This window comes from Streptomyces sp. NBC_01808 (genome assembly GCF_035917395.1).
Classification (GTDB): domain Bacteria; phylum Actinomycetota; class Actinomycetes; order Streptomycetales; family Streptomycetaceae; genus Streptomyces.
In genome coordinates, this window is sequence record NZ_CP109072.1 from 4,431,219 (window position 1) to 4,445,218 (window position 14,000).

9 protein-coding genes and 1 pseudogene are annotated in these 14,000 nt (G+C 75.3%); 5 read left to right on the forward strand and 5 right to left on the reverse strand.

What is annotated here, in order from left to right; translation table 11 throughout:
- Nucleotides 1–100 precede the first annotated feature (100 nt).
- Nucleotides 101–1,384, forward strand: a complete 1,284-nt coding sequence (locus tag OG946_RS19375) for an adenylosuccinate synthase (RefSeq protein WP_326797319.1) — start codon at nucleotides 101–103, stop codon at nucleotides 1,382–1,384.
- 24 nt (nucleotides 1,385–1,408) lie between these two features.
- On the opposite strand, the gene OG946_RS19380 is transcribed toward OG946_RS19375, so the two are convergent.
- The 3 genes and pseudogenes from OG946_RS19380 to OG946_RS19390 form a co-directional block, all read right to left on the reverse strand.
- The gene (locus OG946_RS19380; protein WP_326797320.1) at nucleotides 1,409–3,280 is read right to left on the reverse strand and encodes a protein kinase domain-containing protein; all 1,872 of its coding nucleotides are present in this window, start codon (nucleotides 3,278–3,280) and stop codon (nucleotides 1,409–1,411) included.
- Between the two features lie 30 nt (nucleotides 3,281–3,310).
- The gene (locus OG946_RS19385) at nucleotides 3,311–5,650 is read right to left on the reverse strand and encodes a serine/threonine-protein kinase (protein WP_326797321.1); all 2,340 of its coding nucleotides are present in this window, start codon (nucleotides 5,648–5,650) and stop codon (nucleotides 3,311–3,313) included.
- A gap of 227 nt (nucleotides 5,651–5,877) precedes the next feature.
- Nucleotides 5,878–6,432: pseudogene (locus tag OG946_RS19390) on the reverse strand (MarR family winged helix-turn-helix transcriptional regulator); the annotation flags it as partial.
- A 188-nt stretch (nucleotides 6,433–6,620) separates the two neighbouring features.
- Here OG946_RS19390 and OG946_RS19395 point away from each other — a divergent pair.
- Both OG946_RS19395 and OG946_RS19400 read left to right on the forward strand, forming a co-directional pair.
- Complete coding sequence (locus OG946_RS19395) at nucleotides 6,621–7,301, forward strand: GntR family transcriptional regulator (RefSeq protein WP_326797323.1); 681 nt, start codon at nucleotides 6,621–6,623, stop codon at nucleotides 7,299–7,301.
- Nucleotides 7,302–7,429: 128 nt separating this feature from the next.
- A complete protein-coding gene (locus OG946_RS19400) occupies nucleotides 7,430–8,080 on the forward strand; it encodes a hypothetical protein (RefSeq protein ID WP_047017051.1) in 651 nt (216 codons plus the stop codon).
- Here the strand turns inward: OG946_RS19400 and OG946_RS19405 are convergent.
- On the reverse strand, nucleotides 8,073–9,035 hold the full coding sequence (locus tag OG946_RS19405; protein WP_442814415.1) for a M23 family metallopeptidase: 963 nt from the start codon (nucleotides 9,033–9,035) through the stop codon (nucleotides 8,073–8,075). The two genes, OG946_RS19400 and OG946_RS19405, sit on opposite strands and share 8 nt — an antisense overlap.
- 204 nt (nucleotides 9,036–9,239) lie before the next feature.
- Entirely contained in the window at nucleotides 9,240–10,097 is an 858-nt protein-coding gene (locus tag OG946_RS19410) for an SLATT domain-containing protein (RefSeq protein WP_326797325.1), read from the reverse strand.
- 270 nt (nucleotides 10,098–10,367) lie between these two features.
- Here OG946_RS19410 and purD point away from each other — a divergent pair, with 270 nt between their 5' ends.
- On the forward strand, nucleotides 10,368–11,639 hold the full coding sequence (gene purD / locus OG946_RS19415; RefSeq protein ID WP_326797326.1) for a phosphoribosylamine--glycine ligase: 1,272 nt from the start codon (nucleotides 10,368–10,370) through the stop codon (nucleotides 11,637–11,639).
- A 274-nt stretch (nucleotides 11,640–11,913) separates the two neighbouring features.
- Nucleotides 11,914–13,908, forward strand: coding sequence for a hypothetical protein (locus OG946_RS19420; protein WP_326797327.1), 1,995 nt, complete (start codon nucleotides 11,914–11,916; stop codon nucleotides 13,906–13,908).
- The last annotated feature ends 92 nt before the right edge of the window (nucleotides 13,909–14,000 follow it).

The following is a 14,000-nucleotide window of genomic DNA, read 5'->3' on the forward strand; positions in this document are numbered from 1 at the left end:
CACTTGTGCCAGGGGCTTCGTCTATCCGGGGCCCGGTCCGATCCCCGGTGCACGGCGCACCGCACGTTGGACATGCCCCGCCCGGAAGGGGTGTACGCCTGTGCCCGCACTTGTGCTGCTCGGTGCTCAGTGGGGTGACGAAGGCAAGGGGAAGGCCACCGATCTGCTCGGCGGCTCGGTGGACTACGTGGTGCGCTTCCAGGGCGGGAACAACGCCGGGCACACGGTGGTGGTCGGCGATCAGAAGTACGCGCTGCACCTGCTGCCGTCGGGCATCCTGTCGCCGAGCTGCACGCCGGTGATCGGCAACGGCGTGGTCGTCGACCCCGAGGTGCTGCTCGGCGAGCTGAGCGCGCTCCAGCAGCGCGGCGTGGACACGTCCAAGCTGCTCCTCAGCGGGAACGCGCACCTCATCACGGCGTACCACACCGACCTCGACAAGGTGACGGAACGGTTCCTCGGCAAGCGGAAGATCGGCACCACGGGCCGCGGCATCGGCCCGGCCTACGCCGACAAGATCAACCGCGTCGGGATCCGGGTGCAGGACCTCTTCGACGAGTCGATCCTGCGGCAGAAGGTCGACGCGGCGCTGGACCAGAAGAACCAGGTCCTCGCCAAGCTCTACAACCGCCGCGCCATCCGCCCCGACGCCGTGGTCGAGCAGCTCCTCGGCTACGCGGAGCAGTTGCGCCCGTACGTCGCCGACACCACCCTCGTGCTCAACGAGGCGATCGACGACGGGAAGGTCGTCCTCTTCGAGGGCGGGCAGGGCACGCTCCTCGACGTCGACCACGGCACGTACCCCTTCGTCACCTCGTCCAACCCGACCGCGGGGGGCGCCTGCACGGGAGCCGGCGTCGGCCCCACTCGGATCAGCCGGGTCATCGGCATCCTCAAGGCGTACACAACGCGCGTCGGTGCCGGACCGTTCCCGACCGAGCTGTTCGACGAGGACGGCGACCGGCTGCGCACCATCGGCGGCGAGCGCGGCGTGACCACCGGCCGGGACCGGCGCTGCGGCTGGTTCGACGCGGTGATCGCCCGCTACGCGACCCGCGTCAACGGGCTGACGGACTTCTTCCTCACCAAGCTCGACGTGCTCACCGGCTGGGAGCGCATCCCCGTCTGCGTCGCGTACGACATCGACGGCCGCCGGGTCACGGAACTGCCCTACAGCCAGACCGACTTCCACCACGCCACGCCCGTGTACGAGATGCTGCCCGGCTGGTCCGAGGACATCTCGAAGGCCAAGTCCTTCGAGGAGCTGCCGAAGAACGCGCAGGGCTACGTCAAGGCGCTGGAGGAGATGTCGGGCGCCCCCGTGTCGGCGATCGGCGTCGGCCCCGGGCGGGACGAGACGATCCAGATCAACTCGTTCCTCTGAGCCTGCCGCTAAGTCAGTCAGCAGTCAGACCGTTCCCTTGAGGCGCTGGTCCTGCAGCGTCGTCAGTTGCTGCACGGCAAGCAGCGCCATGATGCTCGTCACGATCAGCACGAACGAGAACAGCAGGTCGAGCAGCACGACCTGGATCGCCGAGTCGATCGAGCTGCCGACCTCCCAGTCCTCCGCCGTGACCAGGGCGAGCACCATGGTGGCGACCCAGGTGGCCCACCAGAAGTTCACGACGCCCTTCCCGTACGACACGGGCTGCGGCCCGTAGCCGACGGGAGGGCGCGCGTGGTGCGGGAAGGGGCTGGATATCCGGAAGATGTCGTTCGCGATCTGCAGCGGGAACCAGAACTGGGCGACGGGGATGAACCAGGAGCCGACGGCCAGCCCGGTGGAGTAGCGCACCTGGCCGGGCGCGAACGCCTCCGAGTTCGTCCGCAGCCGGTAGAACCAGACCGACCACAGCACGGCGCACACCATGAAGAGGAGGACGTTGCCGGCGGTGAAGTTCTCCATCCGGTCGAGGTCCTCGGCCATGTACCAGGTGTCGGCGCCGTCCTCGCCCAGCAGGACCAGGAGGTTGATCTCCTGGATGACCTGGAGGCAGACGAACGCCGCGTAGATGCCCAGCAGCACCTGGAGCGCCGTGGCGACCGGCCGCGCCGAGCGCGGCCGAACCGGCAGCGACGGGTGCGGGGTCTGCCAGCCGGTCTGGCCGTAGGGCGGCGGCGGGGTGCGGTAGGGCGGCGGGTGCGCGGTGGGCGCGGTGCCGTACGCGGCGGGGCGGTGCTGCTGCGGCGGGGTGTGCTGTGGCGTGTGCGGCTGGGCGTGGGGCGGGGTGCCGTACGGCTGGTGGTGCTGGGGCTGCATGCCGGTGTGCCCGTACGGGCCGGGGGTGGCGCCCGTGAGCGGGGGCCCGTACGCGGGCGCGGCGCCGGCTGACCCGGCCGCCCCGGCCGTCCCCGTCATCCCGCCCGCCGCCTGCGGCGTCTCCGCGTCCAGCAGCTCCACCGCCCGCCGCGCCAGCAGCTCCAGCAGCGCCCCCGGCAGCCACGGCTTGAGCTGCGCCGCCTCCTCCGTCAGCGCCACCAGCTCCGCGACCTGCGGCCGCGCGCCCGGCTCCTTGGCGAGACAGCGCTCGATCACCGTGTGCAACTCGCCCTCGATGCCCGACAGTTCCGGCTCCTCCGCGGCGATCCGGAACATCAGCGCGTGCGCGCCGCTGTCCTCCGTACCGAACGGCATCCGCCCGGTCGCCGCGAACGCAAGCACCGTACCCAGGCAGAACACGTCGCTCGCCGCCGTGACCCGCTCGCCGCGCACCTGCTCGGGCGACATGAAGCCGGGCGAGCCGATGACCGCGCCGGTGCGGGTGAGCCCGTCGCCCGCGGCGGTGACCGAGTCCAGCGCGCGGGCGATGCCGAAGTCGATGACGCGCGGACCGTCGATGGTGACGAGGATGTTGGACGGCTTGAGGTCGCGGTGGACGAGCCCGGCGGCGTGGATCGCCTGCAACGCGCGCGCCAGTCCGCCCGCGAGCGCGCGCACGGAGGCGTCGGGCAGCGGGCCGTGGTCCTTGGCGACGACCTCGTGCAGCGAGGGGCCCGCGACGTACCCGGTGGCCACCCAGGGGGTCGCGGCGTGCGTGTCGGCGTCGAGCACGGGGGCGGTCCACTCGCCGCCGACCCGGCGTGCGGCGGTGATCTCCTGCGTGAAGCGCCGCCGGAACTCCGGCTCACGCGCCAGCTCGGCCTTGACCAGCTTCACCGCGGCGGTCCTGCCGCGCTCGGAGCGGGCGAGGTAGACGCGTCCCATGCCGCCCTCGCCGAGCCGTCCCAGCAGTTGGTACGAGCCGACGCGGCGTGGATCGTCCGGTCCGAGGCTGTCCATGCTGCCCCCTTCCCCCCTCGTCGGGGGAGCCTATTGTGTCGGGTCGGCAGGAGAGCCGTCCGCCCTTGTGTAATGCCGGGTGCGCTGCTCGCCGCCGAGGAACTGGCGGTCCAGCACGGAGCCGTCGGCGGTCGCCTGCATCACGGACGGGAAGCCGGGCACGCAGGGGCCGCCGAGCTTGCCGGTGCCCGAGTCGTCGCCGAGGCCGTCGGGGGTCTCGCCGGTGCCGGTGCCGGGGTCGTCCGGGTTCCCCGGTCCCGTGACGGAGGTGATTTCGGAGGGGCCGAGCAGCACGCGGTCGTCGCGCTGGTCGACGCCGACGAAGTCGGCCTTCGCCTGGCAGGTGTCGCCGTCGCCGGTACGGGTCGTGAAGTGCACGGCGATCCGCCCCGGCGCGGCCTGCACGACCTTCATCACCTGGGTGCCGGACCCGGCGGGCCGCTGCCAGTTCCCCAGCAGCTCGCGCGGCATGCGGCGGTCGCGGGGCTCGACCTTGGTCAGCTCGGCGGTGCGGCCGTTGTCGGCGCGCCAGAGCAGCTTGCCGTCCTCGTACGTGAGCACGTGCCCGCCGACCGGCCTGCACTCGCCGGCGGGGGCGGCCTCGACGACCTCGGTGTCGAGGTGCAGCCCCTTGTCCGTGGAGGTCAGCTCGCCCTCGCTGGTGCACTGCGACTCGCCGCTGAGCACGATGCTGGTGGCGACGACCTCGCCCTTCTCCCCGGGGCGGATCGTGAACTGGCGGTAGGTGTTCGTGGGTTCCCCGTCGCTGAGCTGGGTGCCGAGCCAGGCGCCGAGGTACTCGTCGGGGACATCGGAGCTGCGGGCGGCGGGGGTGCCGCCGTCGCGCTGGGTGGCGAGGGCGACCGGCACGACGACGCCGGCGGCGACGAGGAGGGCGAGCGCGGCGAGCAGCCGGGCACGGCGGCGGCGCCGGGGCGGGGCGGGGGAGTCGCCGGCGGTGCCGGTGGCGGCGGGGACCTCGTACGGCCGGGAGGGGTCGGGCCGCGGCCCGGAACCGGAGTCCTCCCCGTCCGTGCCCCTTCCCGGACCTGGGCCCGGACCCGGACCCGGACCCGGGCCCGCAGCCTGCGGCCGCGCGCCGGCGGTGCCGCCCGCGGAACGCTGGACGGTGACGTCCTCGGAGCCCGCGGCCCGGGGCCAGGCCCCGGCCGAGGCGGTTGCGCCGTCACCGCCCGCCCCCCGGCGCTCCGCGCCGGAGTTCCGGCGAGCGTCCGCTCCGGGGGGTGTTCCGTCATCGGCCGGTTCGCCCGTGGCGGCGGCGCCCTTCGGGGCGTCGCCCGCGCCCCCGGCGCCCGTCGACCCGGCACCCGCACCCGGCGGCCCCGCGCTCGTCGGTCCGTCGCCGACCGCCGCGCCCGCCGTCGGGTGGCTCCGGGTCGGCGGGGTCGGGTCCGCAGGCGGCACCGTGCGGAGCGGGCTCGTGTCACGGTCTCCGGCCGGAGGCGTGTCCGTGTCCAGGAGGCGTACCGCCTGGCGGCCCAGGTCGGCCGTCAGCGCGGCCGGGAGCCACGCCGCCTCCGGGTCCGGCGGGCCCGTCAGCCCGGCGATCGCCTCCGTGCCGTGGCGGTTCCCCGGGAGCTTGGCCAGGCAGCCGGATATGAGGCCGTGCAGCGCCGGGTCCGTCACACCCGCCAGGTCCGGGTCCTCCTGGACGACGCGGAACATCACCGCGTGCATCCCGGACGAACTCGACCCGAACGGCGCCCGCCCCGTCGCCGCGTACGCGAGCAGCCCGCCGAGGCAGAACACGTCGCTCGCCGCCGACACGTCCTGCCCGATGATCTGCTCCGGGGACATGAAGCTCGGCGAGCCGACGACGATGCCGGTGCGCGTGACCGTGCCGTCGGACAGCGAGTCCAGCGCGCGGGCGATGCCGAAGTCGATGACGCGCGGGCCCTCGATGGTGACCAGCACGTTGGACGGCTTGAGGTCGCGGTGCACGAGCCCGGCCGCGTGGACGTCGCGGAGCGCGGAGGCCAGCCCGTACGCGAGGGTGAACAGCGACTCCGGCGGCAGCGGCCCGTACCGCTCGACGACCTCCTGGAGCGTCGGCCCGGCGACGTACCCCGTGGCGACCCACGGCACCGGCGCCTCGGTGTCGGCGTCGAGCACCGGCGCCGTCCACTTGCCGCCGACGCGCGCCGCGGCGCGCACCTCCGTGCGGAAGCGGGCGCGGAACTCCTCCTCGACGGCCAGCTCCGGCTTGACCAGCTTGACGGCCACCGTTCTGCCGCCCGCGGTCCGGCCGAGGTAGACCCGGCCCATGCCACCGGCGCCGAGCCTGCCGAGCAGCCGGTACGCCCCGATCTGTTGCGGATCCTGCGGCGCCAGCGGTTCCACGCTCTCCATTCCCCTACCCCCGTGGTCTACCCGGAGAGCGTAGGCGGTGACCGGGGGTGGGGATGAGGGGGGCCGGGATTGTCGTTGCGGTGCTGTCACACCATCGTCGTGGGGCGGTGATCTCCGCGGGCGGCGGATCAGCGGCGGGTACGAGCCTTGCGGGTCCTCGGCGCCGCGGGGTTCCGGGCCAGGTCAGCGGTCTTCTCCGCACCGGAGGCGCGGCCCGCCGCACCTCCTCCTCCGCCGACCGCTCCCCCCGGCTCCCCGGCCTCCCCCGCTTCCTCCGCCGCCTCCGCGTCCTCCGCCCGCAGCGCCTCCAGCGCCGCCGAGAGCCGCCGCAGCGCCGCCAGCGTCTCGCCGAACCGGGCCTCCCCGCCCAGCCGGTGCGCGAGCCGGCCGGCGAACTCCGCGTGCCCGGGCCCCAGCCGCGCCAGCGCCCGCCGCCCCGCGGGGGTGGGGCGGAGCAGCTTGGCGCGGCGGTGCGCGGGGTTCGGTTCGTACGCCGCGAGCCCGTCCGCCACCAGCACGTCCGCGATCCGCTGCACGCTCTGCCTGGCCATGCCCAGACCGCGGGCGACCCCGGCCACGGACAGCGGCTCGCGGCGGACCGCGTACAGCACCTGCCAGCGCGCCGCCGTCAGCCCGGCGGGCGCGGCCAACCGGTCGCCGCGGGCGAGGAACTGGCCGCCGAGCCGGAACGACGCCGCCGCGGCGGCGTCGAGGAGCGCGGCGGCGTCGAGGGCCGCCACGCCGTCCTCGTCCGCCCCGCCGTCGCCGGTGCTCTCGCGCATGGTCCGCCGCCTTCCCGCTCCATCGCTTTTCGGCCGGTTACGCGCAGACGGCCAGGTAAACGGTTCTGCAGGCCCGGCGCCCGCGTTCCGTCACGACAGCATGCTGTCAAAAGGACAGCATGCTGTCGATCACCGTCACCCGGTGCGCTTATCGTGTGGGGGCATCCCCCATCAGGAAGGCCCACCGCATGACCCCCGCAGGCGCCGTGGTCCGGCGCGACACGCTGCGTGCACAGATCGCCGACGCCCTGCGCGACGAGATCCTGGCCGGCCGGCTCGCGGCCGGGCAGAACATCACGGTCGGCGAGATAGCGGAGCAGTACGGGGTCTCCGCAACCCCCGTACGCGAAGCCCTGGTCGACCTCTCCGCCCAGGGTCTCCTCGACGTCGAGCAGCACCGCGGCTACCGCGTGCACGCCTTCACCCTCGACGACTTCCGCGCCATGGCCGACGCCCGCACCGTCGTCCAGATGGGCGTTTTCCGCGCCACCCCTCCGCACACCGTCGACCCCCCGCCGGGCGCGCTCGTCGCGATGCGCCGCCGCGGCGAGGAGGCCGAACGGGCCGCGAAGGCCGGGGACCTCGACGTGCTCGTCCACTACGACCTGCGCTTCTGGCGCGAGATCACCAGCCTGATCGGCAACGACTACATCACCGAGTTCCTGGAGCGGGTGCGCATCCACTGCTGGGTGTTCGCCGTGCCGTATCTGCGCGGGGCGAGCGAGGACTGCGTGCCCGGCACGTTCTGGCAGGGGCACATGCAGCTCGTCGAGGCCATAGAGCGGCGCGACGTGGCCGCCGCCGAGGAGGTCGTACGGACCTACAACCGGCACTCGCTGGAGCTGATCGAACGGCTCGCGGGCGGCTGAAGGGGCGATCCCGGGGCCGGGTGGCCGAGACCCGGCGGAGGCGGGGCGCGCTACCCGGCCGGGGGGTGCTGCGCGGCCGCCGTCAGCGGCTACGCTGAGCCGAACCGCGCAGTTAAGGAGCGTACCGCTTGGCCTGCGACCTCTGGCTGGTGCCCCTCGTCGACGTCCTCTGCCACAGCCCCGACAACCCCTTCGCCGAGGAGATCGCCGCCTACGATGCCGCGCTGGCGCAGGCGGGGCTGCCGCCGGTGCCGGTGCAGAGCTATATGCCGGGCCTGTCCGGGGACGTCGCCCCGGTCGCCGGCTTCGACTACGACGCGCTGCACTTCCTGCGCCGCGCGTACCTGCTGCAGTTGTGCGGCCTCGAAGTCACGCCGGTCGGCGAGCTGGGCGGGGACTACGAGCAGTTGCTGGAGATGTTCGAGTCCACGGCGCAGCAGTCGCACCTGGTCTGGCACTACGACCACGCGGGGGCGTACGTCCCCGTCGACTTCCCGCATCCGCTGGTGACGGAGGAACTGCTGGCCGGCGGCGGGCCGCTGGGCTCGGCGCAGGGACTCGTACGCGAACTCATGGCCGTCGCCCCGGCGATCGGCATCGACCCGGACAACCCGCCCCCGGCCCCGGCCCCGCCGCCGGGGCCGACGGAGCTGTCGGAGCCGGCGGCGACGGCGCCGGCGGACGGCGGGGAGTTCGCGCAGGAGCGGCACGTGTGGCTGGGGCTGCACGCGGCGGCGACGCGGAGCCTGGCGCAGGGGTCGATGATCGTCTTCAGTTGACCCGGTCGGCGGCGCGGCCGTCGCCGGATGACGCCCCGGGGCCGCCGGCTTCGGGGCGGTCGGCTTCCGGGGTACGGGCCGGGGCGGCGGTGAAGTCCGTGCCGTTGCCCGGCACGCCGACGCCGCGCCAGGTGAACGGCACGCCCGCGGCCCGCCGCGGATCGGGGCCGTCCATGAGCTGGAAGTGCAGGTGCGGCTCGCTGGAGTTGCCGGAGTTGCCGCACGCGGCGAGCTGCTGCCCGGCCCGTACGGCCTCGCCTTCGCGGACGGTCGCCGAGCCGCGGCGCAGATGCGCGAAGAGGGCGTACGAACCGTCCTCCAGCTCCAGCACGACGTGGTTGCCGACGATCGCGCCGATGCCGGTACCGGCGGCGGCCGAGCGGACCACCTGCTCGACGACCATGAGGTACGCCAGCCCGAGGACGGTGTTGCGGGCGCGGTGGTCGCGGTGCGCGGAGCCGGCGACGGTGACGACGCGGCCGGCGGCGGGGGCGAGGACGGGGGCGCCGAAGGCGGGGAAGTCCCGGTTGGCGGGGAACGGCGGCCACCAGCGGAGCGCGGGGGCGGAGGCGCCCTTCCGGGTGCCGTCGGGGGCGTTTTCGGGGGCGTCCTCGGTGGTGTCTTCGGGGGTGCGGATGATGTCGATGGCGTAGGTCTGGGCGAGGAAGTGGGTGCCGTGGCTGGGCACCTTGTCCGCGGGGCTGTTGAACGCGCGCCACCGGCCGGCGACGGGGGCGTGCAGGTCGACGGCACCGGGGAGTGCCCCGTCGGCGCCGGGTGCCTCCTTCGCGCCGCGCCGCCGCAGGGCCCGTACGGCACCGAGGGCCAGCCGCACGGCGATCTCCGCCATGGCGGTACCCCAGAGGACGACGGCGCCCCACAGCACCACGCGCGCGGCGCCGCCGGTCTCGATGCCCGTCAGCGCCGTGCCCACCAGCGCGACGGTGGCCACCACCTGCGCACCCCGCACCACCCCGACAACCCGTGCCCACCTCACACGTAACCCCCACTCGTCCCTTGCCGACTACCCCTTACCACTGTGCCCGACGGGCGGGGGGGCAGGGCGGGGAAGGTGGCGGCTCGCGCCGTGAGTCCGGGGTGAGGAAGCGGCTCGGAGCGGGGGTCCGAACCCGTCCTCCCGCTCCCCCCGGGCCCTCGGCTAACGCGCCGGGGGTTCCGGCGGGCGTTGGCGGGGCATGGTGGGGCGTAGGCCGGCCGGCGGGAGGGGGGCGCGGGCCTGGGGCTGGGTCTCGGGGCAGCGGGCCCACGCCAGCGACTGCGTCGCCAGCGCCGCCCGGCCGCCGCCGAACGCCACCATCCAGTCCGCCGTCTCGGCCCGTACCAGCTCCGTCACGTCCTCCGTGAAGCGCCGCAGCACCACCAGGCACCGCTCCGCCGCCTCGCTCGCGGTGCCCTCCGTCGGGCCCAGCACCTCCCGTACCGACTCCGACGCCCAGTCGAACTGCAGCGCCTCCAGACGCCGCTGCACCGCCTGCGCCGTCGCCACGTCGCGCATCCAGCCCGCCGTCACCCCGAAGAACCGGTCCGCCGCCAGGCACGCCAGCGCCGCGAACAGCGCCACGAACGCCCAGCCGGCGAACCGGTCCGGCACCGTCTCCGTCAGGTCCAGCACCGGCAGCGCCGCGCCCGCCGCCGCGCACACCGCGGCCGAGGCGCGCAGCGCCCGCGCCGCGCGGCGCTTGACGCGGCGGGCGGCGAGGTACGACTCCGCGGTGGCCAGCGCGCCCTCCTCCGCCCACAGGTACAGCTCGTCCAGCCGCTTGGCCGGGTCGCCCCAGTCGCCGAGCGGGAACGGCCGGGCCAGCAGCTCGCCGGGCCGCGCCACGGAGCCGGGGCCGCCGGGGCCGCCCACGCCGCCGGCACCGCCCGCGCCGCGGTCCCCGCGGCCACTGCGCCCCGTCCGGTTCCTGCGGCCGAAGAGGCCGCGCCCGCCGCCGCCTTCGTGGGCGGCGCCGGTCGCGGTGCCGGTCGTCCGGGTCTCCTCCGAGTGGTTCATGACGTGTCTCCTTGCTCGTCGCTCGAACTCGCCTGCCTCTGCGGGTTTCCGACGTGACCTCTGGGTTCTGTGGGCTCTGTGTGACGGGCGTGACGTGTGATGACTGGGCAATCGGATGGTGCGCCCGCGGCGGCCTTCCTACCGCCGAACGAGGGGACACGAGCCGAAAATGGCGTTATTTACCCTCGTAAGGAGTGGTTGACCGGGTATGGGGGCGAAAGCGCCGTCACCCGGACCGGTGGCCCGGAAGCCGACCGTTAGGCTGACCCCGTGAAGGTCCTCGTCATCGGCGGCGGCGCCCGCGAACACGCCCTGTGCCGCGCACTCTCCCTCGACCCCGGCGTCCGCGAACTGCACTGCGCCCCCGGCAACGCCGGCATCGCCGCCGTCGCCCGGCTGCACGCCGTCGACGTACTCGACGGCCCCGCCGTCGCCGAGCTCGCCACCGGCCTCGGCGCGGACCTCGTCGTCGTCGGCCCGGAGGCGCCCCTCGTCGCCGGTGTCGCCGACGCCGTACGGGCGCGCGGCATCGACTGCTTCGGACCGGGCGCGGAGGCGGCCCGGCTGGAGGGGTCGAAGGCGTTCGCGAAGGACGTGATGGCCGAGGCCGACGTGCCCACCGCCCGCGCCTACGTCTGCACCACCCCCGAGGAGGCCGACACGGCGCTCGACGCCTTCGGCCCGCCGTACGTCGTCAAGGACGACGGGCTCGCGGCCGGCAAGGGCGTCGTGGTCACCGGGGACCTGGCGGCGGCACGCGCGCACGCGCGCGCCTGCACCGCCGCCGGGCAGGTCGTGATCGAGGAGTTCCTCGACGGCCCCGAAGTGTCCCTCTTCGCGGTCACGGACGGCGAGAGCGTCGTACCGCTGTCCCCCGCACAGGATTTCAAGCGCGCGTACGACGGCGACGCCGGCCCGAACACCGGCGGCATGGGCGCGTACACGCCGCTGCCGTGGGCCGACCCGAAGCTCGTCGACGAGGTCGTCGAGACCGTGCTCCAGCCGACCGTCGACGAGATGCGCCGCCGCGGCACCCCCTTCGCCGGTCTGCTGTACGCGGGTCTGGCGCTCACCTCGCGCGGCGTACGGGTCGTGGAGTTCAACGCCCGCTTCGGCGACCCCGAGACCCAGGCCGTCCTCGCCCGGCTGCGCACCCCGCTCGCCGGGCTGCTCCAGGCCGCCGCGCAGGGCCGGCTCGCAGCCTTCCCGCCGCTGGTGTGGAGCGACGACGCGGCCGTCACCGTCGTCCTCGCCGCCCGGGACTACCCGGCGAAGCCGCGTACGGGCGACGTCATCACCGGACTGGACGCGGTCGAGGCCGAGGACGCCCCGGATGCGTACGTCCTGCACGCCGGTACCAAGCTCGATGACTCCGGCCACATCGTCAGCGCGGGCGGCCGGGTGCTGTGCGTCACCGCCGTGGGCGCGGACCTCACCGCCGCCCGCGACCGCGCCTACGAGGCGATTCGGCGGATCGATCTCGACGGTGCGCACTACCGCGGCGACATCGCCGCGCGCGCCGCGGAGGCCGCCGCCGACTGAAATTCCACGGCGTCCTGACCTTTGCCCAAGGCCATACCATCGGGTGACCGGGCGGCGGTCCTGCTGACGTGGCCGCGCCCCCCAACTATGGTGCACCTGCTCGACGTACCGGCCGTCCGGTCGGCTTCGTCCGGGCAGTGGGGGCCTGATCAGGCCAACTGGCCTACCGGCATTGCACTGGCCGTGGCCGGTGCGACAGTGGTGGAGTACGGCCGTTTCGCCTCGTTACGGCCGTCGCCCTACCCGTCGGCGGTTGAGGGGGTGAGGTACGGACGTGTCCACAGCGACCGGTACGGACGCGGGTGCGCAAGCCGCCCGCTCCCGCGCTCTCGCCGTCCTGCGCGTACGGGGGGCGGCCCTCGGCGTCGTCCTGCTGCCGGGGGCGGCGGCCGTCGTGCTGCTGGCCGGCTCGGCCATGGGGCGTGTCGACGGGGTGTTCGCGGCGCTTCGCTGGCCCGTCGTCGTGCTCGCCGTGCTGGCGCCCGCGCTGGCCGCCGCCGTCGCGCGGTCCATCTCGCGCGCGGAGCCCGCGGCCACGCTGACGGTCCCGGTGCCGCGCCGGGCCGCCCCTGACCTCTACCGCCTCGTCGGCGACCTCGCCGAGCGCCTCGGCGTGCCGGTGCCCGCGGCGGTGGCGCTCACCCCGGACTGCGACAGTTGGCTGGAGGACCCGGGCCCCGCCCCGACCGGCGTGCGGAGCTGGCTGCGGCGCCTCGGCGGCCGGGTGGCCCGGGCGCTGCGCCCCCGCGGGCCCGGCGGTTCCGGCTCCGTCCCCGTCCCCGGTTCGCGTACGGGCTCGGGCGTGCCGGGTGCGTACGGCGCGGGCGACGCCGCGGTGTTCGGCTCCGGCGACGGGCAGGGCGCGCCGCGCGGCCCCGCCGCGGAGAGCCACGCCGCCGCGGCTGCGGCCCGGCGGCAGGCGTCGGCGGAGGCGTCGTACGCGCCGAACTGGCGCGAGGTCGTCGAGCGCGCCACCGCGGACCCGGAGGGCCCCGTCCTCGTCATCGGCTCGCCGTTCCTGTGGTGGATGCGCGTCGGCGAGTTGCGCGCGGTCCTCGCCCCGGTCGTCGCCGGGACGGCGGCCTCGGCCCAGCCCGACATCGCCGCGGCGCGCCGCTTCGTACGGGCCCTGGATGCGGCGGCGGCGCTGCCGTCCCGCGCGCCGGGGAGCGCGGAGGGGCCCGGCACGTACGAGGCGGGCCCCGGGACGTACGAGGCGGGCGCAGGCGCGCCGCTCGGCGGTCCTGACCCGTACGCCGCCGGGCCCCACCCGGCCCCCGGCGCCGCCCGCCCGGGCCCCCGCGCCCGCGCGGACCGGCTCTGGCGGCGGTTCACCGGCGGCATCGCGCGGCTGCTGCTGCGCGCCTGCGGCGAGCACCCCGTCGAGATGGAGCGCGCCGTCGCCGCCGCCGCGGCCGAGCGCGCCCAGGCCGTGGACTACGGGCTGCGGATCGTCGCGCAGGAGCAGGTCGGGCTCGCGTACGCGGGCTGGGACCGGCTGCTGACCCGGGTCGCGCTGCCCGCCTGGCGCATGGGCCGCTGGCCCTCCCGGCTCAACGCGGGCGTCGTCTCCGCCCTCACCGAGCTGTCCCGCCGCGACCGCCTCGCCGAGGGCTTCGCCACCCGGCTCGGCGAGCGCCCCGCCTGCGACCTGCTGGAGGAGCCCGGCATGGTGGACGAGGCGGCGTCGCTGCTGGCCGCGGAGCTGTTCAGCGGCCCCGGCGGCGCGGCGGTCGGCGCCGTGGTCGGCGGCGAGCCGGCGGCCGGGTTCGCGGGGGTGAGCTGGGACCAGTATCCCGACGAGGTCGTGGACCGCAAGTGGCGGCTGGAGGCCGCCCGGCTGCACGCCGTGCTCGACCGGCTGGAGGACTGCCCGGAGCCCGCCGGCCGCCCCGACCGCGGCACGCTCGCCCGCGTCGTGGACCGGCTCACCACGGGCCCGGACGAGGCCGACCGGATCGGCGCCGCCCTCGCCCGGGTGCAGCAGGAGAACGTACCGGCCGGCGCCCCGGCGCCGCTGACGCCGCCCCGTACCGGCCGCGAACTCCTCGTGGACCACGTCCTCGCGATGGTCTGCTGCGCCGCCGTCGACACCGCGGGCGCCGCCCCGGGACTCGACTGGCTCGACGGCCCCGTGCTGCGCACCCGCCGCGGCGGCAGCCCGGCGGCGGCGGTCCGCACGCTGGTCGAGACCCGCGACGAGACCCAGTTGCGCTCCTGGCTGACAGCCGCGGGTGTACGGGCCGAGAAGCCGGTTCTCCTGGTCTGACCTGACGGTTTCCGGAACCGCCACCCTCGTACGGGCGTCATGTCGAACGAATGTCGGCGTTCCGTGAAGACCTGTTCGCGTTATGTGATGTC